Raw genomic sequence first — 23,879 nt, forward strand, 5'->3', positions numbered from 1 at the left:
AAGATATTCAAAAAAAATTTCGTGCCTTAGAGTTTTGCAAGTAAAGAAAATGATTAAAGAAACTTCGTGACTTAGCGTCTTGGTGGTATAGAAAAGACTTTTAGGAAACTTTCGAGTCTTTGTAGTAAAAACAAAATAAAAAAAATGAAAATAATAATAATAAACTCAGGGAGTTCTTCTATAAAATACCAATTGATTTACATGCCTGCAAATGAAGTTATCTGCTCTGGGATGATTGATAGGATTGGATTAGAAAATTCAAACTTAACGTACACAACTAAAACAAGTAAAGTAGAAGAGTCCTTGTCTATTGCAAATCATAAGATAGGTTTAGAAAAAATTGCAGAATTATTAATGCATCCCGAAATAGGAGTTATAAAAAGCACCAATGAGATTGAAGCGGTTGGTCATCGAGTAGTACATGGCGGAAGTACTTTTTCTGATACAGTCGTTATTACTGAGGAAGTGAAAGAAAAAATCAGACAACTTTTTGATTTAGCTCCATTGCACAATCCGGCTAATTTAGAAGGTATAATTGTAGCTACAACTATTTTTACTGCAGCGAAACAAGTGGCTGTTTTTGATACCGCATTTCATCAATCAATTCCTGTTATCGCACATAAATATGCCCTGCCAAATTATCTTTTGACAGAACATAAAATAAGATTGTATGGTTTTCACGGGACCAGTCATAAATACGTTTCGGAAAATGCAGTTCATTATTTGACACAGAATTCTTTTAGTAAAGAATCTAAAATAATTACAATTCACTTAGGAAATGGATGCAGTATGACTGCTATAAAAAACGGAAAAAGTGTAGATCATACTTTAGGTTTTGGGCCTATGAATGGTCTTATAATGGGAACTAGAAGCGGAGATGTAGATCAATCTATTCTATTTTATTTAGTGAATACTTTAGGTTACTCTTTAGAAGCGGTAAATACAATGTTACAAAAACAAAGCGGAATGCTTGGGCTTACGGGCTATAGTGATTTAAGAGATATCGAAGCTAATGCGGAAAATGGAAATGCAGATTGTCAATTAGCATTGGCCATGAATGCTTATAGAATAAAAAAATATATTGGTTCTTATGCTGCAGTTCTAAACGGACTTGATGCTATTGTATTTACAGCAGGAATAGGCGAGAACTCTTCCTATATTCGAAAACTAGTTTGTGAGGATATGGATTATTTTGGTATTGAATTAGATTTAGAAAAAAATGAATTGCGTTCTAAGGAAATCAGAGAAATCAATACACCAGATTCTAAAACAAAAATATTAGTAATTCCAACCAACGAGGAAATTGAAATTGCCAATCAGGTGTATGAATTGTTACTGAATTAATTACCTGTTTTTTCATATACAGTAGTTATGAAACTATTACTAAAGTCCTGCAAGTTTTAACACGAGCAGGATTTTTTTTAATGTGTTATTAATATTTCATTAATAATGACGAAATTGCGAATCTAACTAAAACTAAATTTTATTTTTTAATATCTATTTTAAAATTATGAAAAAATCAATCGTATTAGCCGCATTGCTCTTAAACGGCATAGCCATTTTTGGACAAACTAAAGACGAATTATTCTTTAAAGAAATTTATAAATCTTCCTTGACAAACGCTAAATGCTACGATTGGTTAGATCATTTATCCAATAAAATTGGTGCACGACTTTCTGGATCTGATAATGCTCAAAAGGCTGTTTTGTACACTAAAGCACAATTAGAAACACTAGGTTTAGATAAAGTTTATCTTCAGGAAGTGATGGTCCCAAAATGGGTTAGAGGCGAAAAAGAAACGGCTTATATTCTAGACAATAAGACTAAAATAACAGTGCCAATTTGTGCGTTGGGAGGATCTATTGCTACAGCTAAAAACGGACTTACTGCAGCGGTGATCGAAGTACAAAGCATTGCCGAATTGAACACTTTAGGCGATAAATTAAAAGGTAAAATTGTTTTTTTTAATAGACCAATGGAACAAGAGTTTATTGAAACTTTTAAATCCTACGGAGGATGTGTAGACCAAAGATATGCAGGAGCAAAAGAAGCAGCAAAATTTGGTGCTGTAGGAACAATTGTTCGTTCTATGAACTTAAGACTAGATGATTTTCCGCATACAGGAAATCAAAGCTACGGTGATTTACCAAAATCTCAATACATTCCAACGGCAGCAATAAGTACGAATGGAGCAGAGTTGTTGAGTAAATTATTAAAAAAGAATCCGAATTTAAAATTCTATTTTAAGCAAAACTGTCAGCAATTAGAAGATGTTTTATCTTATAATGTTGTTGGTGAAATAAAAGGTAGCGTACATCCTGAAAATATTATGGTCGTAGGAGGGCATTTGGATTCTTGGGATTTAGCGGATGGTTCTCATGACGATGGAGCAGGAGTGGTACAAAGTATGGAGGTGATTAACATTTTTAAGAACTTAGGATATAAACCTAAAAACACCCTTCGTGTTGTATTGTTTATGAATGAAGAAAATGGAGGAAAAGGCGGTAAGAAATATGAAGAATTGGCTCAGGCAAATCATGAAAATCACATTTTTGCTTTAGAAAGTGATTCAGGTGGTTTTAGTCCAAGAGGTTTTTCTTTTGAATCAGATGAAGCCAATTTTAATAGAATTCAAGGATGGAAAAATCTTTTTGAACCGTATTTAATCCACAGTTTTACAAAAGGACATGGAGGTTCAGATATAGATCCACTTACTTCTAAAACTATTGTAAAGGCGGGCTTAAAGCCAGATTCGCAACGTTATTTTGATTATCATCATGCTGCTAATGATACTTTTGATGCTATAAATAAAAGAGAATTAGAATTAGGAGCTGCAACAATGGCTTCTTTGATATACTTAATAGATCAAAACGGAATTCTAAAATAAAAATAGCAAAACACTAAATTTTTTGAAGGTGCTATATTATGTTTTTTTCAATATTTGAATGAAATAGTAAATGTAGCACCTTCATCTAATTTGCTCTCTACTGCAATTCTTCCACCTAAACTAGAAATGTGATTATACACTAAATACAAACCAATGCCGTTGCTGGTACAATCTTCATTACCATGAAATTTTTCATATAAACCAAATATTTTATCCTTCACTTTATCCATATCAAAACCAATACCTTCATCCGAAAAAATTAATTGTTTAATGCCATTCGTTCTCTGGGTTTTGATGGTAATGCATGGAACTTGCTCTGGTTTAGCATATTTTATTGAATTAGTAATCAAATTCAAAAAAATACTTTTTATATAAGCTTTATTGAAAATTATATTTTGCACTTCAGAAAAGTCAATATTGATAATGGCTTTTGAATCCTCTAGTAAAGAATTGATAGAAAGGAGAACTTCCTCTAGAGCTGTATTTAGATTAATATCTGTTAACTGAGTGTTTACATTTTCATTTTCTATTAATTGGTCTATGGAGTCGTTTAAAGTTTCTTTTAAATTTTCACTTGTTAATTTTAGAATTTCGATTAATTCTAATGTTTCAGGATCATTAATTTTTGAAACATCAATTAGGTTAAAAACGGAAAGCATATTATTAATAGGAGACTTTAGGTCATGTGATGTTTTATGTGATAAAATTTTTAGCTCCTTGTTTATTTGCGTAAGATTCGTCAATATTAAATTTCGTTCTTCTTCTATTCTTTTTTTATGGGTGATATTTTTTGCAATTGCATAAATCAATTATTCTGATTCTACAGGCATAGAGGTCCAGGACAACCAAACAATTTTACCACTTTTGGTTAGGTATCTATTTTCGAAGTTTAATAAGGGTTTATTGTTATAAACTTGTTCCCTTGTTTCCATTGTTGCTTGTAGATCATCTTTGAAAACAAAATCAAGAATAGGTTTTGCATATAATTCTTCTTCAGAGTATTCTAATAATTTTGCAACAGCTGGATTTATTCGCTTAAAGTAACCATCAAATCCTGCAATACAAATTAAATCAGCTGAGATCGTAAAAAAATTATCAAAGCGGTAAATCCCATTGGGATCACTTGTAGTTTTATTTTTGGTCATTGGACTGAGTCGCATTAATTATTTAGTTTTATGCTATTACTAATTTTAAGAATTGTCTAGTGAAAAAAAATAATAATGATTTGCTCAAATTTAAATAATTAATATTAAATAAAGCCCATATGTAATTCTTATTTCAAATAAAATAAGTAAGCATAACTCGTAAGAATTAACATAATTAAATAAGAATAAAAAACAAATTTAAAATAAAATTCCCCCAAAAAGTAAATCACTATTTGGAGGAATTTTATTTAGAAAACATTAAATTACGCTACTTTTAAGATTACATATCTTTACTTTATTGAAAACTGTTAGATTTTAAATATACCTCCTACAGCAATTATTCTTTGAAAAAAGAAAAAATCTTGAGAAGCACTATCCTCACTACTTTTAGTGGTTTTTATATCTTGCATATTGATATAACCTCCTTTTAATTCTCCTTGTACGTAAAAGTGTTTAAAAAAGGTAAGATTCAAACCTGCTTTTACAGAAGTTCCAAAGCCTGAAACATGAAAATCATCATGACGATCTTTGCCCAGTAAAGTGGTATTTGTTTTAGGATATAATAATCCAAATCCAATTCCTTCTGTTAGATTTACTTGAATTTTATCGGTGTTAGTGATTTTAAACAAAGAGGATATATCATCAAATCTTGAGACCTCCGTATTTACATAATTCAATCCATCAGTATGTTCAAATTTTAAAAACTTTTCAGTCAACAAGATTTGATTGTTTGGTAATAATTCGTCATAAGTTCCCGAATTAGGGTAAAAACCAGTATAATTTACCGCTTTATCTTGTGACATAACATATTTCATGTGATCTACACCAATTGTAACACTGTAGTGATCCGTAATAAAATAGCCCAGTCTCAAATTAGTTTGAGGAATTGTCATTCTAGCTGGATTAACATAATCTACATGCCAACCTTTTGGTTTGTCATGTGCTGTTACGTTTTCTAAAGTAAAATTATAATCTTTCCCTCTAAAGTTAATGTCTGACTTAGTATAATTTTCGCGGTTTCCTCCCCACGAAACAAAAAATTTGCCTTTATTGTGCGCAGTATATTTATCTTGAATTGGAGTATTTTCTTGTGCATTCGCATTATTACTAAATAATGTAATAAGAATGGCAGCAATATAAAAAATGGGTTTCATTGTAATTTAGTTCTTTATTTAAAATGAGTTTACTGTTTTTCTAATAGCAACTAATTTGGTCATTAACGATTCAAAATAATCTAAATGCAACATATTTGCACCGTCACTTTTTGCATTAGCAGGATCAAAATGAGTTTCTATAAAAATCCCATCAACACCCACTGCGATACCAGCTTTAGCAACAGTTTCAATCATGTCGGGTCTTCCACCAGTTACACCAGCACTCTGATTCGGTTGTTGCAAAGAGTGTGTAACATCAAGAACCGTTGTAGCGTATTGTTGCATCGTTGGAATTCCTCTAAAATCAACAATCATGTCTTGATAACCAAACATGGTTCCTCTATCGGTCACCATTACATTTTCATTTTGGCAATCTAAAACTTTTTGTACGGCATGCTTCATACTTTCTGGACTCATAAATTGTCCTTTTTTCAAGTTTACAACTTTACCTGTATTGGCTGCAGCTACAACAAGATCCGTTTGACGCACTAAAAATGCTGGAATTTGTAACACATCAACATATTGAGCAGCCATATCCGCATCCTCATTCGTATGAATATCAGTTACTGTAGGAACATGAAATGTTTCCGATACTTTTCTAAGAATTTTAAGTGCTTTTTCATCTCCAATTCCTGAAAAACTATCTATTCTTGAACGATTTGCTTTCTTAAAAGAGCCTTTAAAAACGAATGGAATTTGTAAATTGTCAGTGATACCAATTAATTTTTCTGCAATTCGCATTGCCATTTCTTCACTTTCAATCGCGCAAGGACCAGCTAATAGAAAGAAGTTACCGCTTTCGGTATGCTTAATTTGTGGAATTTTATGTATGTTCATAGTAGTTGTTTTTTGAAGGTGCAAAGATAGTTAGGTTTTATGACTCTCCTTTATTATTAACGTTTTATTTGAAGCTGTTTCCTGCTATCCGTTGCAATCTTTTCCTTTTATTTTCAAAAAAGGAAAAGGATTTTCACTACTATCAGGGCTAGGGAATACGGTTAAAATGCTAATTTTTCTTTAAACTAAGCCCAACAGGAACCATCACTAAACCTTTTTCATAAATGTTTAGGTATAATTTTATTGGTTTTTTTTGCCCTTCCCATTTTAATTCATAAACATCTAAAAAACCTGCGCCAAGATCCGTTCTTTTAGTGGGAAAAGGACAGCAACTTTCTAATTTTTCGTATGTTATTTTTTCACCATTTGGACCTGCTAGTGCATTTAAGAAGCGTTGTTGATTAATCTTATCGTTTAAGGTGTTTTTATAAAAGATATTAATAGGATAATCAGCTTCATATCCATATTTTTTATCTGTACTAAAAGCAGTGATTACAAACGTATTTTGATTTGTAAGAACTAAGTTTGGTGCGTTGTCATCAACATTTTTCAAAGTCGATTTGGTACTCACACAAGATACAGTAAGTATTAATAAAGCGATAAATAGAAGATTTTTTTTCATATGGTTGATTAATCTGTAGCGTTAAAAAGTATTGGTAATTGCTTGGCCAAAACATTCATTAGTAGTACAAAGATAATCAGAACTTTAAATTCTATAAGAGTAGAAAATGTTTTTTTGCTAATAAAAGCTTTAAAAAACATTCTTTAGTTTTTAATCTATAGTTTTACGTTAAGAATACTTACTTTAGAATTCACATCAATTCCTAAATCTTGATTTACTAAGCGCTAATCACTCAGCACAAATTATTAGTAACTAAAAAGCTAATCTTTTACACCTAATTTATTCAAAATGGTATCTAACAAACACCATTTGCTAATGGAAGATTGAAATAAATTAGCTCCCACAAAGGCTGTAAGCCATAACCAATTTGGACTTAAATAATGTGCTAAAAGCAAACTAGTCAATATAAAAATTCCTGCTACGGCTCTTACGATTCTGTTTTTCATGATACTGTGTATTTATTATTTTATTAATTTGATTTTTCAATATTAAGAACTGCAATATGAATGTTTGATTTAGTTACTTGTTTTGCATTAAAGTCATTAACCAAATCAAACAGTGGGTCAATATTTTCTTTTTTCACAAAAGCATAAAAAAGGATGGATTCTGTTTCGTGCATATCGCCAGCAAACCAGTTGCTTTCTATGGCTTCTTCAGAAAGATCTGTAAACCCCTTTACTTCTTTAAAAGTAAAGGTTTTTACATGAGCTTTTTTTAACATTTGCTTGATGTCATTTTCAAAATCTAGGACAGCAGTTATAATAAGTAGTTTCATAGTTTCATAGTTTATATTTTAAAAGTCCAAAGTCCAAAGTCAAAAAACTTCAAGTACTTTTCGTTAATAAATGTTATTTTATAATTTAGTAGAAGACTCTGTTTCTGGCTCTCCAACTTTGGATTGGTTGGTGGACGATTCCCATTTTTTTCTCTCTGTGATATAATAAATTAATGGCACCACTAATAAGGTTAGAATAGTAGAAACAATAGCTCCAAACACTAATGAAATTGCCAATCCTTGAAACAATGGGTCAAACAATATGATCGATGCTCCAATAACTACTGCTCCAGTCGTTAGTAAAATAGGGGAGGTTCTTACCGCTCCAGCTTCTATAATCGCTTGTTTTAACGGAACGCCATCTTGCAATCTAATCTCGATAAAGTCAATCAGTAAAACCGAGTTTCGAACCATTACACCAGCTAAGGCAATCATCCCAATGAAAGAAGTAGCTGTAAAATAAGCACCTAACAACCAGTGCCCAAATACAATTCCAATCAGCGATAACGGAATGGCTAACATCATTACGATTGGCGTTTTAAAGTTTTGGAACCATCCTACGATTAACATATAGATGATAACAATCGCTACCATAAATGCAACTCCTAAATCACGGAACACTTCTAGTGTAATTTGCCATTCTCCATCCCATTTTACGGTAAAATTACTTTCATCCGTAGGTTGTTCCATGTACAATTCATCTACTTTATAGCCTTTTGGAACTTTCATTTTAGCTAGTTGGTCGCTCATTCCTAAAATGGCATAAACAGGACTTTCTAAAGCTCCAGCCATATCAGCTGTTACATAAACCACACGTTTTTGATCTTTTCTGTAAATGGTTTTTTGTAAAGTATCTGTTTTTACTTTTACTAAATCACTCACCGGAATCATGTTTCCTTGATTTCCTTTGATTTTTAAATTCTGAATGTCTTGTAAACTTGTTTTGTCTTTATCATCTAGAGAAAGAACGATTGCTACATTATCATTTGAATTTTCATCGTATAAGTTAGCAACAGGATATTCTTTTAGTAAATAGGTTAGATTGCCAACCACTTGTTGTGGAGCAATTCCGTTTAGCATTGCTTTTTCCTTATCTATTTCGAGTTTGTATTCTACTTGATTGTCCTCAACCATCCAATCGATATCAACGACATCAGAAGTGTTTTCTAAAATAGTTTTTACTTGTTTGGCTACTTTTATTTGCTCGTTATAATTAGGTCCGCCATAAATTTCAGCAACTAAAGTCGATAAAACTGGCGGTCCTGGTGGCACTTCAATCAGTTTCACATTCGCACCATATTTCTTAGCAATTTTCTGAACATCGGCACGCATATCTCTAGCAATAGCATGACTTTGAATCGATCTATCTTCTTTGTGTAGTAAATTAACTTGAATATCCGCCATATTACTACCGCCACGCATGTCGTAATGACGCACTAATCCGTTGAAAGTGATAGGAGCAGAGGTTCCAATATAATTTTGATAATTAACAACTTCTGGCCTTGTTGATAGATATTGCGCAATTTCTTTAGTAACCGCTGTTGTGCGTTCTAGAGTAGTTCCCTCTGGCATATCAATCACCACTTGGAACTCATTTTTATTATCAAAAGGCAACATTTTTACCACCACCGATTTGGTGAAAAACATAAAAACGGAACCAATTAATAATAAAACCGTTACGGCTAATAGTATTCTTCTTTTGGAACTGCTTTCTAATAAAGGGCGTTCTAGTTTGTTATATATTTTATAAATACGGCTCGTTTCTAATCCTTCGGCTTCTTTGTGTTCTTGTGTATCTTTTTCTTGAAGTAAATGATAGCCTAAGTAAGGCGTAACCGTCAAGGCTACAAACAAGGACAATATCATCGCAATCGAAGCTCCAATAGGCATCGGACTCATATAAGGGCCCATCATTCCTGATACAAATGCCATGGGTAAAATCGCTGCAATTACTGTAAAAGTGGCTAATATTGTTGGATTTCCTACTTCATTAATCGCATAAATAGCTGCTTGTTTAAACGGTAGTCGCTTCATCTTGAAATGGCGGTGCATATTCTCGGCAATAATAATACTATCATCAACCACAATTCCCACCACAAAAACTAGTGCAAAAAGTGTAATTCTATTTAAAGTGTAATCCAATAAATAATAACTAAATAAAGTCAGTGCAAAGGTTAATGGAACAGAGAAAAATACCACTAATCCACCACGCCATCCCATAGCTAGCATTACTAAAACGGTTACCGCAACAATCGCAATAAATAAGTGAAATAAAAGTTCGCCTACTTTATCCGAAGCTGTTTCTCCATAATTTCGAGTTACTTCAACGTGAACATCATTCGGAATTAAATCTTTCTTCAATAATTCCACTTTGTGAAGGATTTTCTCCGAAATTTTCATCGCATCTGCTCCTTTTACTTTTCCAATAGAAATAGTAACAGCAGGATATTCTGATTTGGCTGTTTTAAATTTTTCATTGGCTTTACCATATCCAAAAGACACATAACTACGTGGTGTTTCTGGTCCATCTTGCACTTTGGCCACTTGCTTCAAATAGACAGGCATGTTTTTATTAATACCAACCACTAAGTTTTCTAAATCCTCAGCATTCGATAAAAATTGTCCTGTAGTCACTAAATATTCTTGATCATTTTGAACAAAACCACCCGATTGTGAACTGCCGTTATTCGCCTGAATCATTTGCATAATTCCTAAAGCATCAACACCATTTTCGGCCATTTTATCTTTATCTAAAACTACTTTTAGCGCACGATTACTTCCTCCAATTTCTTTTGTAATAGCTACATCTTTGATTTTCTCAATCTCCGAAGTTACTTCTTCAGCAATTTGTCGAATTTGAAAAGCATCTTCTTTTTCGCTCCATAAAGTAATTCCCAGCATCGGAACATCATCAATCGAACGTGTTTTTACCATTGGTTTATACACTCCTTTTGGGAACATATCCTCATGTTTTGCTAATTCATCGTATAGTTTTACATACGAACGTTCCACATCTTGACCCACATAAAACTGTACAATAATCATGGCTTGGCCGTTCATAGCCATCGTGTGCACATGTTCTACACCTTTTATGTTAGATATAATTTTCTCTAATGGTTTTGCCACACGACTTTCTACCTCTGACGGACTTGCTCCCGGATAACCAACTAAAATGTCGGCCATTGGTACATTTATTTGAGGTTCTTCTTCCCTTGGAATCAAAAATGAACTGTAAATTCCAATAATCATCAAACCAATCATTAATAAAATGGTGAGTTTTGAGTTCATGAAAAAACTGGCTATTTTACCTGAAATACCTTCTTGCATAATTTTTTATTTTATCCCCTAACTCCCAAAGGGTGAATTAATTGAGGGTAGTTATTTTAAAAAAGTTTTTTTTATACTGTTATTCTCCCTTCCCTTTTGGAAGGGTCGGGGATGGGATCATTTTTTTTCTTTTACTGAACACTGATAGTTGCTCCATTATACAATTTCCCATCTGCTGAAACGATATATTGTTCATTATATGAAAGTCCAGACAAAACTTCAACTTGGTCGCCAAAGCTTTTCCCAACACGCAACCATCTTAATATGGCTACATTTCCAGTTCCTATTGTGTAAATTCCAGTTAATTGTCCTTGTTTTACTAAAGCGGATTCTGGTACTAGCAGCACTTCACTTTTTGATGTGTTTGCTTTATTTGCAATTGGAAACTGAATATTGACAAACATTCCTGATAAAACAGTAACGTCTGTTTTGTCTAAATCTACTTTTACTAAATATTGCCCTCCCGTATTAGTAGCCGAAATACTTACCTCGCTTACCTTTCCGTTTAATTTCTCATTCGATGATTTTACTAAAACACTAACTGGCATTCCTTTGTTAATTGCCGCAATATCATTTTCAGACACCATTGCCATAACTTGTAACTTAGAGGCACCTTCAACACTTACTAAAGGCATTCCTGGATTAGCCATATCACCTTGTTTGATAAATGTATTGGTAACCACGCCAGCAAATGGAGCTGTAATATTCGAGTAAGAAAACTGAGCCATCACTTCATTTCTCATTTGTTTTGCCCCTTCTAATCCTGCTTTTGCCATTTCGTAGCGTGCAGTCATATCATCTAATTCTTTTTGCGAAGCACTTTGAACTTTGAATAAATTCACAAAACGATCGTAATCTTTTTTAGCAGTATTAAAACCTGCAGTCGCTTGAAGAATACTCGCATCAACCTGCGCTTTTTTAGCTTGTAAATCGGTATTATTAATGCTTACTAGTAATTGTCCAACATTTACTTTTTGACCTACTTGTACGTGAAGTTTGGTTACATACCCCATCATTCTAGTACTTAAGTTGGCACTATTCTTAGCTTCAATTTTTCCGCTTGCAGTAACAAAAGGACTATTGTTGTTTTCAGAAACTCCGCTTACTTTTACAGCAATAGCAGGTTCTTTTGCAATTTCTTGTTTCTTTTCGCTGTTACAAGAAGCTAAAAGAATTACTGCTAATAAGGGTATAAATATCTTTTTCATAGTTTTGTTTTTATTGATTTCTGTCCTGCAAGGTTTTTTTTAACATTGTAGGTATAATTTTGATTTATATTATTACGATCTACTAAATTTTTTAATACCTACAAGGTTTTGGAAACCTTGCAGGAATAAAAAGCGTCTAAGTAATTTTGCAATTGTAAATTTTTTTTTTATTTTCAATCCTGCAAGGTTTTTTTTAACCTTGTAGGTATAATTTTGATTTATATTATTACGATCTACTAAATTTTTTAATACCTACAAGGTTTTGGAAACCTTGCAGGAATAAAAAGCGTCTAAGTAATTTTGCAATTGTAAATTTTTTTTTATTTTCAATCCTGCAAGGTTTTTTTTAACCTTGTAGGTATAATTTTAATTTATATTATTACGATCTACTAAATTTTTTAATACCTACAAGGTTTTGGAAACCTTGCAGGAATAAAAAGCCTACAAGTAATTTTGCGATTGTAATTGTCGTTTTTTATTTCGTTAAAAAATGTAAATAGTTTTGAGTAAAATTATATTCGAAAACAGCTTGCAAAAACTCCAATTCTTTTTGAAACATCAGTGTTTCTGATTGTAACAAGTCGGTTGTTTTTTCTAAGCCTTGTGTAAAACGGTTGCTGCGAATGCGATAGGCTTCTTGCGATTGTTCTAAAGCTAGTTTAGAAAGATTCACTTTGTTCTCCGCATCTTTTAACTGACGGTTGGTTTTGTTTAATTCCAACTGGCTTTTGGCCTTATATTGCTGCGTTTCAATCTCTGATTTTTGGAATTCTGCTTTTGCTTTTTCCATTTTTCCAATGGATTTATAACCGTCGAATAAACTCCAAGATAATTGTGCTCCAATTAAATATCCTTTAGCATTGGTACCAAACAAAGTATCATTGTACAATTCGTAACTTCCAAAAGCATATAATCTTGGTAAGAAATTCATCTTACTAGATTGTAACATTTTGGCGTAAGCTTCGGATGATTTATCCATCGCTTGAATGTCTTTTCTATCGTTTGAAAGTGTTGTATTAATGCTTTCTAGTGCAATTACATTTTCTAATTCTTCAATTGGTTTATAGACTTTGTTCGTGTTGTCATCATTTAAAAGGAAGGCTAAATAATCTGATGTGTTTTGCACATTACTTTTTGCATATTGCAACTGATTTTCAATTTCATTTACGCGAACCTGAACCGATAGTAAATCCGTTTTTTGTAGAATTCCTTGTTTGAAATAATTTTCTATCAGTTTCAAATTTGCATCGCCCGTTTTATTTGCTTTCTCTAAAACTTTAACTGCCTTATATCCTAATTGCAATTCCATGAAAGCTTTGTTAACTTCTAGTTCTAAATATTCTTTAGTGCGTTCTGTTTGCAAAGCGTAAGCATCCATTTTAGCCTTAGCTGCTTGTCTTCCGTAAATTCCGTCCACATTGATTATAGGCTGTAAAACCTCAAATTTGGTTGCGAAGTTTTTTGTTCGAGCAGGATTATTTAGCAAAGCAGGATTAAAATCAGAAGCTGTCAAAATTTCCTGATTCAGTTTAGAACCAAAAGCCATCAAAGGATTTGTAGTAGAAATTGCAGTATGTGAAGCTGAAATACTTGGCAAAAACAAAGAATTCGATTGCCTGTAATCTGCCTGTGCTGATTTAAAGTCTTGATTTGAAATCTTAATTTGTAAATTTTTATCGGAAGCTTTTAACCAAATATCTTTTTTAGAAATAGTCAAAGTGTCTTGACTAAATCCTACAGTAGAAATAGTAAGAATTCCTAAGAGCAGTATAAATTTTATATTCTTCATAATTATTGTATCAGATTTATGAAGCAAAGATAGATTGACAAAAAAGCTTGTACGGTAACATAAGTCACACACGCCATTTAAATCTACTAATTTTTAAAATAATGAATTTTAGTTGCTTTCATTTTCAATTTATTGAGAATGGCTAAATTTTAAAATGAACAATCAGTTTATACTGTCACTTTCATTGCTTAACCGCTTCCTTTTATTGAAAATGCGCCTTATCTTTGTAAAAAAATAAAAATAAAATATGGAAGTAATTTTTCAAACGTGGCCGTGGTATTTTTCTGGATTTATAATAGGTATGATTATGATGTCGTTAATTTATTTTGGCAAAACATTCGGAATGTCTTCTAATTTAAGATCTCTATGCTCTATTGCAGGTTTGGGCAAAAGGGTTTCTTTTTTTGATTTTGATTGGAAAGCACAGCGCTGGAATTTAGTTGTAGTTTTAGGCGCAATGATAGGTGGTTTTGTAGCCGTTCATTATATGAGCGATCCTTCTAATGTGTCAATTAATCCAGAAACTATAAAACAATTATCAGAAATGGGAATTGATGCTCCTAACGGAAAATTAATGCCAGAAGCTCTTTTTGGAACTCAGATTTTACAATCGCCAAAAATTATTTTCATTCTTTTAATAGGGGGTTTATTAATAGGTTTTGGTTCACGTTATGCTGGAGGTTGCACTTCGGGTCATGCTATTCAAGGGTTAAGTAATTTGCAAATCCCTTCTCTTAAAGCAGTTATAGGTTTTTTTGTGGGTGGTTTAATCATGGTACATTTTTTATTACCATTAATTTTGAACTAATACGAACAACAAAAATTAATTTTTAAAAATTAAAATACAAAGAATGAAAAATATATTAAAATACTTAGTTGTCGGTTTTATTTTTGGAATCGTTCTAACTAAATCTGAAGCAGTTTCTTGGTATCGAATTTACGAAATGTTCCAATTTCAATCGTTTCACATGTACGGAATTATTTCGGTAGCCATTTTGACGGGAGTTATAGGAATTCAGCTAATTAAAAGAAACCAAATAAAAGATATTAAAGGAGAAGCAATTGTTATTCAAGATAAAGAAAAAGGATCTGCTCGTTATTGGATTGGAGGTCTTTTATTTGGATTAGGTTGGGCATTAGTTGGTTCTTGCCCAGGACCTATATTTATATTAATAGGGGCAGGATTCTGGACGGTTTTTATTGTTCTTTTTGGAGCACTTTTAGGAACTTATCTTTACGGATTGCTAAAAAATAAATTGCCTCACTAAATCAATTAAAAATTATAGTATCATTATCAAAGCTGCATTTTCTAAGGAATTTGCAGCTTTTTTTTGTTTAGTTTTAAAATACCAATTACTATTAAATATTGTGCTGTTAAGTAAGTTGACATAATCAAAAAGGTACTGTATTGTATTGCTGCATAAAACTTATCAAAAGCCAGTATACTATCCGAAGCTACAAAAATTATTGCACCTATTAAAATATAAGTATTAGCAGGCTTATGCCAATTTAAAAATCCCTTTAATGCAAATAACAACATGATTGAAATGGTCATTGCATATACAAAAACAGGCAGTAGTAATTCACCAAGATTTGGCATCAGTAAAACCATCATTCCTATTAGATAAATTATTATTAATGTAATTCCTATCCAATAAATAGTTTTACTTTTTCTTAAATAGATTTTTAATTGTTTGTTAAATAATATAATATAAAACACATGCGAAAATAAAAAAGCAATCAATCCTCCTATAAAATAGATTTCTCCTTTGGCTGCAAAAAGTAATATAATATCGCCAATCCAGGATAATGTAATTGCTATTAAAAGTGTTTTTTTACTAGAAAAGTTTTCTTGTAAATAAACAGCCGTTATTAAAAAAGGAAGTAGAAAAGGTTTTAAAAAGGCGGTAATATCTTCTCTACCCAAAAGAATTATAACCAAATAAATAAGGCTGAAGCCAATAAAACCAGTTAATACGTTATTACTTTTCATAGAATAAGTTTAAGGAGTTGTCACTGACAAAAGTTCTTTTTCAAAATTATTATTGTTAAAATATAATGTAACAACTAACGATAAAATGAGATAAGCGGCTATTAAATATGTAGCAAAAGGGAAAAGTTGATTTATACCAAACCAATCTCCAAAATAGAAGATTAATCCAATACCAAATAAAAACCGGATGCTTTCCCATAGCATAGAAATTTTTCGGGCATCCATCAATTCAGTATAACTGTAAACGCTCAAGAAAATAAACGCTCCATAAATGAATACATTTGGCAATCCTATTATTGCAATTGAGTTGTACATGTATGTTATAAGTAGTAAAGTAATTGCTGCTTGAAAAATAGACCAATACATCAATTTTTTAGAGTATATAGCTCCGTACTTTTCGAAATTATAGACATCTGTAATTTTTTTGACAGGATATTTAATTTCAAAATTTTCTGGTCGCCATCCTGTTGGTTTAAACCAAATAGTAAATTTGTCCTGCCACTTTTCTGCGCGCCAAGCATCAGTGATCAACAACCATAAATGCTGAAAATTAATCCGTATCGGATTCCAAGTTTGTGCAGGTCTTGTAATGCCAAAAACAGGAGGAACACTTTCTAATTCTTCTTGAAAAGTACCAAATAATTTATCCCAAATTATAAATATTTGCGAATGGTTCTTGTCTAAATATTCGGGATTTATGGCATGATGTACTCTGTGATGAGAAGGAGAAACGAGTATTTTTTCTAGAAATCCAATTTTTTTAATGTGTTTGGTGTGATACCAAAACTGCAAAAACAAATGTATAGGAATAGTGATTGCAATAACTTTTGCGGGAACGCCAATAAGTGCTGCTGGTATTAATAAAAAGGTAAATAGATTGACAAAACTTGAAACAGTTTGGCGCAAAGCACAAGCCAGATCAAATTCTTCACTACTGTGATGAATGGCGTGTTTGTTCCATAAAAAATTTATTTGGTGAGATAAACGATGACTCCAATAACCATAGAAATCGATAACGATAAAACCGATAACATACGTTAATATGTTTGCTTCTAAATGAAATATAGCAATTTTAGAAACCATCCAATCATAGGATACTAATGTAACGCTAATTCCCAATACATCTTTTACAGAATTGACCATTCCGGAGCTTACACTCGAAACAGAATCCATATTTGGAGAAGTATTTTCTCCTTTGTAATGTCCGTATAATTTTTCAATTATAATTAAAATTAAAAAAATAGGCATTACATAAACTAGAATTTTACCATATTCTTCCATAAAAAAAACACTTTCATTTATCCAAATATAGGATAAAAGAGAGTGTCTTTAAATTATTTACAATAAATTTTTTCTAAAACAGAATTTACTGTTATTTAAATTATTTCAGCATTAAGTCCTGCTGCTAATAATTGAGTGCATTGTAATTTTAATTTTTCGTAAGCACCTGTTTTAACAGTACACTTTCCATTATAATGTATGATTAGCGAACATTGTTCCGCTTGTTCGGGAGCGTGTTCACAAACACGCATCAAAGTTTCAATAACATGATCAAAAGTATTTACATCATCGTTGTAAACTACTATTTCATTATCTAAATGCACTGATTCTTTTAGACTTACTCTTTCTCTTACTTTTTCTTTAGTACTCATTTTGTAGGTTTTTGTACTTTCGTAATTAATAAAATAATACCAACACTAATTTACGTATTTTAAAGATACCCAATTGTTTCTTTCTAATTTTTTAACATAAGTTAACCCTTTCTCTTTGCAAGAAGAATCTATAAATGGAATGTCTTCATTATAAAAACCGCTTAAAAGTAAAGTTCCACCCGGATTTAAACTATCTACATAACTTTGCATATCATTCAACAAAATATTACGGTTAATATTTGCAATAATCAAATCGTATTTTTTATCTGTAAGTAATGATGCTTCGCCTTCATAAACCGTAATGTGCTTGCAATTATTACGTTCTGCATTCTCGATAGAGTTTAAGTAACACCAGTTGTCGATATCAATTGCATCGATAGGTTTTGCTCCTTTCATCTCTGCTAATATGGCTAAAATAGCTGTTCCACAACCCATATCTAGCGTTTTCATTCCGGTAACATCCATTTCTAATAAATGTTGAATCATCATGTGAGTCGTTTCATGATGTCCGGTTCCAAAACTCATTTTTGGTTCAATTAAAATATCAAATTCGGCATCTGTTTTTGGATGAAATGGAGCGCGAACATGGCAGTTTCCATCTACATCTATCGCTTCAAAATTCTTTTCCCATTCTTCATTCCAGTTCACTTGTTCGATTTCTTCAAAAGTATAATCAATAGTAAATTCGTCTGATTGTAAAATGTGAATATCATCAAGAATCATTTCGTCCCATAAATCCTTTTGTACAAAAGCAGAAATTCCTTTTTCTGTTTCGGTAAAGCTTTCAAATGCTTTTTCGCCCAACTGAGCTATTAATATTTCTGAACCCAATTCTTTAGGTTCAATAGTAAAATGATATCCTATATATATGTTTGACATGTTTAATTTTTTTGCAAAGGTAGCATTCTATTTCAATTCAATAATGAAAACAAAAAAAAAGAGGCTTGAATACTTTCAAACCTCTTTTTGCAACTTATTTTTTAACTTTTATATTGCGTTTACGATAGCTACAAAATCGTCAGCATTTAGTGCTGCACCACCAATAAGGCCTCCGTCAACATCTGGTTTAGAAAAAATTTCTTTTGCATTATTTGGTTTCACACTTCCACCATAAAGTATAGATACTGTATCGGCAATGTCAGCTCCAAAAGCAGTTCGAACCGTCTGTCTAATAAATTCGTGCATTTCCTGCGCTTGCTCTGGCGAAGCAGTTTCTCCCGTTCCTATTGCCCAAACTGGCTCGTAGGCCAAAACAATATTTTCCCAATCTTTGGCTTCAATATGAAATATCCCATCTTTTAGCTGATTTTCAACAATATTAAAATGGTTTTTAGTTTGGCGATCTTTTAATTCCTCTCCAAAGCAAAAAATAACCGTCATATCATGTTCTAAAGCGGTGTCTACTTTATTAGCAATTAAAGCATCTGTCTCATGAAAAATAGCTCTGCGTTCAGAATGACCTAGAATTACTGTGTTTACACCAACACTCTTTAACATATCAGCAGAGATTTCTCCAGTAAAAGCCCCAGATTCTGCTTGGTGAACATTTTGTGCAGCCACATCAATATTAGTAAATTCTAAATGATCTACAGCTGAAGCTAAATTTACAAAAGTAGGAGCAACCAATACTTTTACAGTTGTATCTGTAGGTATTTTTGCTATTAACTCATTCAATAAATCTTCGGTTTGCTCAGCATTTTTGTGCATTTTCCAGTTTCCTGCAACAATCTTCTTTCTCATATTAATTATCTTAATAATTTAATAGTTTGCTTTTATGGTTGTTTAAAAAAATTATTTCAATTTTTCTAGAGTCTCATTAATTTTATCAAAATCAGTTTCAATAGCTCGGTAAAGAACAATTTTTCCTTTTTTATCAACGATTATATATCTCGGTATCCAATCTACGTCTAGTGCTTTTGCAAAAACACCTTTCATTTGATCATTTGCCATAAAATGATCTCCTTTAATTTCGTGTTTTTCAATTCCATTTTTCCATTGCTCTGCAGTTTTATCCATTGAAAGGAATAAGTAAGCAACATCAGGATTTTTAGCTTGTAATTCTTTTATTTTAGGCATTGCTTTGACACAATCACCGCACCAAGAAGCCCATACTTCGATTACTAATGTTTTTCCTTTATATTTTTTTAAAATATTTTTAAAAGCAACTTGACTTCCATCAGTTGCTAAAAGAGTTTCTGATAAAGCTTCTTTTGCAAATTCTGTTTTTTGAGCTTTAGAACAAGAAAATGTTGCAAAAGCAATTAAGGCTAATATTGTTTTTTTCATTTCAGGTTGTTTTAACAAATTTAAACAAACATTCTGAACCTTTCACACACAATATGAATTTTTTGAAACTTTCAAACCCTTACGATCCAAGTAATATCGTTATAGTTAATAAGTAAATGGATTTGTTTTTAAAAAACATGGTTTTAATTTCTAAAATTAAAAGGTTTTGGAATAGTGTTTAATTAAAAAAAGGATATGAATTACTGCCACTCCAAAAGAGTTTTTGTAATTCATATCCTAAATTTGTAAAGTGATCGTTTGTTATAATTTTAAATCGCTAAGATCATTATGATGCGCCTTTTGAGTAACTGTTCCTTTATCAAGAATAACAATACTAGGATTCGATCTTTCAATTGTTTTTAAGGTAATAGCATCACAAAAATAGAAATCAAATGTTAGTCCAAATTGTTTTTTTACAGTATCAATTTCTTCTGGAGTAGAGGCTGTCATTCCCGCTACTTTATATCCTTTTGCCTTTGCTTCAAGATATAGTTTTTCCATTTTGGCCATGCCACCTTTATCTGCGTTTACCAAGTCATAAGCAACGATTAGCATTGTTTTTGGTGATTCTAAAAACTCGTCTTTATAATCTGTATCATTTTTTTCCATCGTAAAATCGTGAATAGGCGGAACATAACCTTCTGTAATTATTTTATCTTTACGGTCAACAAATACAGCTACTTCTGGGATGTTTGCCAAATCTTTTTCGGTATATTCTTTATCAACTCCATTTACCTTGTAGATAAAAATCATTTCAACTACTGATTTTTCTGCATTGTCAGGAATACGCATTCCTTTTTGGATATTATTTCCGACTTTGAATGGTCTAAAATCAATTAGTGGTAAATGATTTAAAACTAAAATTCCCATAAATGAACATAAAAAGATACTAACGTAAATAATTATATTTTGAATACTATTCTTAAATAATGGTCTAATAAGTGTTTTATTAAAAAATAAAATTAAAATAAAGAAAAGCAATACAATATCTTTTGTAAAAGATTGCCAAGGCGTTAGTTTTAAAGCATCTCCAAAACATCCACAGTCTTTTACGACATTAAAGTAAGCAGAATAAAAGGTAAGGAAAGTAAACATTACTATCAAAATTAGTAAACTCCAAACTGTAAATTTAGTTTTGTAACCAATGAGTAACATAATTCCCAGAACAACTTCAAGAATCACTAAAAATAAAGCAATTCCCAATGATAATGGAACCAGAAAAGGCATGTTGAAAACAGGTTCACTAAAATATTCGGCTAATTTATAAGAGAATCCTAATGGATCATTTAGTTTTATTAATCCAGAAATTATAAATAGAATTCCAACAAATATTCTAGAAAATTGAGTAATTATATTTTTCATTATTTTTTATATTTTTATTTTATTGCTAATTATTTTATGATTTGTTACAAACTATAAAAGACAAAAATTTTAAATTTTACGTACTAACTATTTATGTGTTCTTGTAAATAAAATAGAGTAATTTTTATAAATTAAAATCTTACTTGTTTCCAAAACCCATTAATATCAAAGCAAAAATTGAATAGTTAATCATGTCTTGGTAATTTGCATCGATTCCTTCAGACACTAATGTTTTTCCTTTGTTATCTTCAATCTGTTTAACGCGAAGTAATTTTTGAAGAATTAGATCAGTTAATGAACTCACGCGCATTTCGCGCCAGGCTTCACCATAATCATGATTTTTATTCTGCATTAATTCTTTCGTGATTGCTACTTTTGAATCGTATAATTGAGTGGCTCTTTCGACAGTTAAATCAGGTTGGTCCGCAACTCCTAATTCAAGTTGAATCAACGCCATTATAGAATAATTGATAATCCCGATGAACTCACCTGTTTCATCTTCATCTACTTTGCGCACTTCATTTTCTTGTAAACTTCTAATTCGTTGTGCTTTGATATAGATTTGGTCAGTTAGTGAAGGCAGTCTTAAAATACGCCAAGCACATCCATAATCTTTCATTTTGTTAATAAATAATGTACGACAAGTACCAATTACTGTGTCATATTCCTTTGAAGTATTCTTCATTATTGATGTATATTTGTATTCAAATTTCTTCAAAAATAGCAATAATATTCTTGATTGGAGAATTTTGAAGTCTATAAAAATATAAACGAATGACTATTAACTGCAAAGGAATACTGGTTGACTTAACAATCCCCAAAGTTATGGGGATTTTGAATGTGACACCCAACTCTTTTTACGACGGTGGAAAGTATAAAAAGGAATCTGAAATTCTTTCTCAAGTTGAAAAAATGCTTATTGATGGAGCTGCTTTTATTGATGTTGGCGCTTATTCCAGTAAACCCAATGCGGAATTTGTTTCAGAACAGGAGGAAATTTCTAGAATTATTCCTGTTGTAAATTTAATTCTAAAACATTTTCCTGAAACGATATTGTCTATTGATACTTTTAGAAGTCAAGTCGCCAAGGTTGCTATAGAAAGTGGTGCGGCAATTATCAATGATATTTCAGCAGGAATGCTAGATGCAAAAATGTTAGAAATAATAGGCAAATACAATGCTCCTTACATTATGATGCACATGCGCGGTAACCCGCAAACCATGCAAACGATGACTACTTACGAAGATATTGTCAAAGAAATGTTATTTTACTTTTCTCAAAGAGTGGCAGCAGCACGAAGTTTCGGAATCAATGATTTGATATTAGATCCTGGATTTGGATTCGCCAAAACTATAGATCAAAATTATGAGGTTTTTCAAAAATTAGAATTGTTTAAAATGATAGAATTGCCATTGCTGGTTGGTATTTCAAGAAAGTCAATGATTTACAAAACGCTAGATATTGGAATCGAAAATGCTTTGAATGGGACTACAGTTTTAAATACATTGGCATTGACTAAAGGAGCGAAAATTATTCGTGTTCACGATGTAAAAGAAGCTGTGGAATGTGTTACCTTGTTTACTAAAATTAATTTATAATGATGAAATATTTTACTCTTGTTGTTCTTTTATTTTTATTTTCTTGTGGAAATAAAGAAGATATTATGTTGCCAAAAGCGGCAACAACTATTGTCAAAAATGTTGATGATTTATCTCCAATTTATATCTTTTTTCGAACAAATGGCAAAGATACTTTAGCAGAAGTAAACCGAAAAAACAGTATTATTTCTACTAATTGGATCCTAAATATTGACAAACGTTTGCCACTGCGTTTGGTAATTCCTGAGATTATGAAATTACAAAAAAAGAAACGCGAAGAAAAAGCACATAAGAACGAAAAAGCTGAAAATTATTATTCTTATGCCGATACTATTGGAAAAAATTTAGCATTTATTCCTTTTACAAATGTTTATTATAAAATGGAGAACCCTATTGGAACTGTAATTTATATCAACAAGAAAAATGAAATTTTAATTGACAATAATATTGTAAAAAGACAAGACCTGAAAAAATATTTACTAAAATTAAAAGACGAATCAAAAGAAGTTACTTTTTGTTTTGACAAACAGATGTCTTATGGAAGTTATCTACAAAATAAAATTTTTATAGAAAGTTTGATTCCTTCAAAAGCAAATGTGGAAACAGATGAATTTGTGTTTTAGTGGAATAAATTTTTATTAATCTTAGCGAATGATTCGCTTATAGATCAGGCGATTTTTCTCTATTCATTAAACTGTCTCCATAAAACAAAGTGAAAAGCGCAATTGATAAACAAACGACTAAACCTGTTAAAAAAGCTGTCGGGAATCCCACACTAATTATTGATGCAATAATATAAAGAAAAAGCCCGCTGCCAAATTTCAAAAGTCTTTCTGTTTTATTAATATTTTTTGTCAAGAAAACTATGAATATTGGAATAAAAAAGCTTAAAAGTAATGCTGCAAATCGACTATTCAAATTTGCTTCAGAATCTAAAGTTAACCAACCTATAATTCCCATTAAGACCAAATTTATTACAATTAAAAACATATACTCGAAAAACAATTCAGCATAATTCCTTGTAATTTTATTTTGTTTAAATTCAGAAATTGTATTATTTATTTCTAATACATCAAAGATTAATTTTAATGTGCTTTCGCGTGGCTTATTTTGATTATTCTCAATTCTTTGAATTGTTCTCAAGTTCACTTTAGAAATTTCTGCAAGCTCTTCTTGAGTTATCTTTTTATCTTTTCTAGAATTATAAACTAATTCGCCTATTGAAATCATGACACAAGTTTTT

General features: G+C 31.4%; 25 protein-coding genes. 6 read left to right on the forward strand and 19 right to left on the reverse strand.

The window, feature by feature from the left end; genetic code table 11:
- Nucleotides 1-144: 144 nt before the first annotated feature.
- The gene (locus J3S90_RS11305) at nt 145-1,344 is read left to right on the forward strand and encodes an acetate/propionate family kinase (RefSeq protein WP_210646279.1); all 1,200 of its coding nucleotides are present in this window, start codon (nt 145-147) and stop codon (nt 1,342-1,344) included.
- A 166-nt stretch (nt 1,345-1,510) separates the two neighbouring features.
- Nucleotides 1,511-2,887, forward strand: a complete 1,377-nt coding sequence (locus J3S90_RS11310; protein ID WP_210646280.1) for a M28 family peptidase — start codon at nt 1,511-1,513, stop codon at nt 2,885-2,887.
- 47 nt (nt 2,888-2,934) lie between these two features.
- Here the strand turns inward: J3S90_RS11310 and J3S90_RS15965 are convergent, their stop codons facing one another.
- The 10 genes from J3S90_RS15965 to J3S90_RS11355 all read right to left on the reverse strand — a co-directional run bounded on the left by J3S90_RS15965 (nt 2,935) and on the right by J3S90_RS11355 (nt 13,744).
- Nucleotides 2,935-3,546, reverse strand: coding sequence for a sensor histidine kinase (locus tag J3S90_RS15965; protein WP_236023940.1), 612 nt, complete (start codon nt 3,544-3,546; stop codon nt 2,935-2,937).
- A 150-nt stretch (nt 3,547-3,696) separates the two neighbouring features.
- A complete protein-coding gene (locus J3S90_RS15970; RefSeq protein ID WP_236023941.1) occupies nt 3,697-4,047 on the reverse strand; it encodes a PAS domain-containing protein in 351 nt (116 codons plus the stop codon).
- Nucleotides 4,048-4,340: 293 nt separating this feature from the next.
- Complete coding sequence (locus J3S90_RS11320) at nt 4,341-5,186, reverse strand: hypothetical protein (RefSeq protein ID WP_210646281.1); 846 nt, start codon at nt 5,184-5,186, stop codon at nt 4,341-4,343.
- 18 nt (nt 5,187-5,204) lie between these two features.
- Complete coding sequence (kdsA, locus tag J3S90_RS11325; RefSeq protein WP_210646282.1) at nt 5,205-6,023, reverse strand: 3-deoxy-8-phosphooctulonate synthase; 819 nt, start codon at nt 6,021-6,023, stop codon at nt 5,205-5,207.
- Between the two features lie 169 nt (nt 6,024-6,192).
- Entirely contained in the window at nt 6,193-6,645 is a 453-nt protein-coding gene (locus tag J3S90_RS11330; protein ID WP_188050412.1) for a 2-dehydro-3-deoxyphosphooctonate aldolase, read from the reverse strand.
- 260 nt (nt 6,646-6,905) lie between these two features.
- Nucleotides 6,906-7,091: a YgaP family membrane protein gene (locus tag J3S90_RS11335; RefSeq protein ID WP_188050413.1), complete on the reverse strand. Its 186-nt coding sequence runs from the start codon at nt 7,089-7,091 to the stop codon at nt 6,906-6,908.
- Nucleotides 7,092-7,114: 23 nt separating this feature from the next.
- On the reverse strand, nt 7,115-7,420 hold the full coding sequence (locus J3S90_RS11340) for a hypothetical protein (RefSeq protein ID WP_210646283.1): 306 nt from the start codon (nt 7,418-7,420) through the stop codon (nt 7,115-7,117).
- A gap of 78 nt (nt 7,421-7,498) precedes the next feature.
- Nucleotides 7,499-10,747, reverse strand: a complete 3,249-nt coding sequence (locus J3S90_RS11345; protein ID WP_210646284.1) for an efflux RND transporter permease subunit — start codon at nt 10,745-10,747, stop codon at nt 7,499-7,501.
- A gap of 131 nt (nt 10,748-10,878) precedes the next feature.
- Nucleotides 10,879-11,955 (reverse strand): efflux RND transporter periplasmic adaptor subunit, encoded by a 1,077-nt coding sequence (locus J3S90_RS11350; protein WP_210646285.1) that lies wholly within the window; start codon nt 11,953-11,955, stop codon nt 10,879-10,881.
- Between the two features lie 475 nt (nt 11,956-12,430).
- Complete coding sequence (locus J3S90_RS11355; RefSeq protein WP_210646286.1) at nt 12,431-13,744, reverse strand: TolC family protein; 1,314 nt, start codon at nt 13,742-13,744, stop codon at nt 12,431-12,433.
- Between the two features lie 247 nt (nt 13,745-13,991).
- On the opposite strand from J3S90_RS11355, the gene J3S90_RS11360 reads away from it, so the two are divergent.
- Together J3S90_RS11360 and J3S90_RS11365 are read left to right on the forward strand one after the other, a co-directional pair.
- Nucleotides 13,992-14,552, forward strand: a complete 561-nt coding sequence (locus J3S90_RS11360) for a YeeE/YedE family protein (protein ID WP_188050418.1) — start codon at nt 13,992-13,994, stop codon at nt 14,550-14,552.
- A 43-nt stretch (nt 14,553-14,595) separates the two neighbouring features.
- Nucleotides 14,596-15,012, forward strand: coding sequence for a DUF6691 family protein (locus tag J3S90_RS11365; RefSeq protein ID WP_210646287.1), 417 nt, complete (start codon nt 14,596-14,598; stop codon nt 15,010-15,012).
- A gap of 41 nt (nt 15,013-15,053) precedes the next feature.
- On the opposite strand, the gene J3S90_RS11370 is transcribed toward J3S90_RS11365, so the two are convergent.
- The 8 genes from J3S90_RS11370 to J3S90_RS11405 form a co-directional block, all read right to left on the reverse strand.
- Nucleotides 15,054-15,737, reverse strand: coding sequence for a lysoplasmalogenase (locus J3S90_RS11370; RefSeq protein ID WP_210646288.1), 684 nt, complete (start codon nt 15,735-15,737; stop codon nt 15,054-15,056).
- A gap of 9 nt (nt 15,738-15,746) precedes the next feature.
- Nucleotides 15,747-17,018: a sterol desaturase family protein gene (locus J3S90_RS11375; RefSeq protein WP_210646289.1), complete on the reverse strand. Its 1,272-nt coding sequence runs from the start codon at nt 17,016-17,018 to the stop codon at nt 15,747-15,749.
- Between the two features lie 95 nt (nt 17,019-17,113).
- Nucleotides 17,114-17,389 carry an ATP-dependent Clp protease adaptor ClpS gene (locus tag J3S90_RS11380; protein ID WP_210646290.1) on the reverse strand — a complete coding sequence of 92 codons (276 nt, stop codon included), beginning with the start codon at nt 17,387-17,389 and terminating at the stop codon, nt 17,114-17,116.
- 45 nt (nt 17,390-17,434) lie between these two features.
- Complete coding sequence (gene prmA, locus J3S90_RS11385) at nt 17,435-18,268, reverse strand: 50S ribosomal protein L11 methyltransferase (protein ID WP_210646291.1); 834 nt, start codon at nt 18,266-18,268, stop codon at nt 17,435-17,437.
- Between the two features lie 108 nt (nt 18,269-18,376).
- Nucleotides 18,377-19,129, reverse strand: coding sequence for a triose-phosphate isomerase (gene tpiA / locus J3S90_RS11390; protein WP_210646292.1), 753 nt, complete (start codon nt 19,127-19,129; stop codon nt 18,377-18,379).
- A 51-nt stretch (nt 19,130-19,180) separates the two neighbouring features.
- The gene (locus J3S90_RS11395; protein ID WP_210646293.1) at nt 19,181-19,675 is read right to left on the reverse strand and encodes a TlpA family protein disulfide reductase; all 495 of its coding nucleotides are present in this window, start codon (nt 19,673-19,675) and stop codon (nt 19,181-19,183) included.
- 261 nt (nt 19,676-19,936) lie between these two features.
- A complete protein-coding gene (locus J3S90_RS11400; protein ID WP_210646294.1) occupies nt 19,937-21,037 on the reverse strand; it encodes a BT_3928 family protein in 1,101 nt (366 codons plus the stop codon).
- 139 nt (nt 21,038-21,176) lie between these two features.
- Entirely contained in the window at nt 21,177-21,722 is a 546-nt protein-coding gene (locus J3S90_RS11405) for a DUF1599 domain-containing protein (protein WP_188050427.1), read from the reverse strand.
- Between the two features lie 89 nt (nt 21,723-21,811).
- On the opposite strand from J3S90_RS11405, the gene folP reads away from it, so the two are divergent.
- Both folP and J3S90_RS11415 read left to right on the forward strand, forming a co-directional pair.
- A complete protein-coding gene (gene folP, locus J3S90_RS11410; RefSeq protein WP_210646295.1) occupies nt 21,812-22,636 on the forward strand; it encodes a dihydropteroate synthase in 825 nt (274 codons plus the stop codon).
- Complete coding sequence (locus J3S90_RS11415) at nt 22,636-23,259, forward strand: hypothetical protein (protein WP_236023942.1); 624 nt, start codon at nt 22,636-22,638, stop codon at nt 23,257-23,259. The genes folP and J3S90_RS11415 overlap by 1 nt, the downstream gene beginning before the upstream one ends.
- A gap of 37 nt (nt 23,260-23,296) precedes the next feature.
- On the opposite strand, the gene J3S90_RS11420 is transcribed toward J3S90_RS11415, so the two are convergent.
- Nucleotides 23,297-23,866: a helix-turn-helix domain-containing protein gene (locus J3S90_RS11420; RefSeq protein WP_188050429.1), complete on the reverse strand. Its 570-nt coding sequence runs from the start codon at nt 23,864-23,866 to the stop codon at nt 23,297-23,299.
- Nucleotides 23,867-23,879 lie beyond the last annotated feature (13 nt).

This window comes from Flavobacterium flabelliforme, assembly GCF_017948675.1.
Taxonomy (GTDB): domain Bacteria; phylum Bacteroidota; class Bacteroidia; order Flavobacteriales; family Flavobacteriaceae; genus Flavobacterium; species Flavobacterium pygoscelis.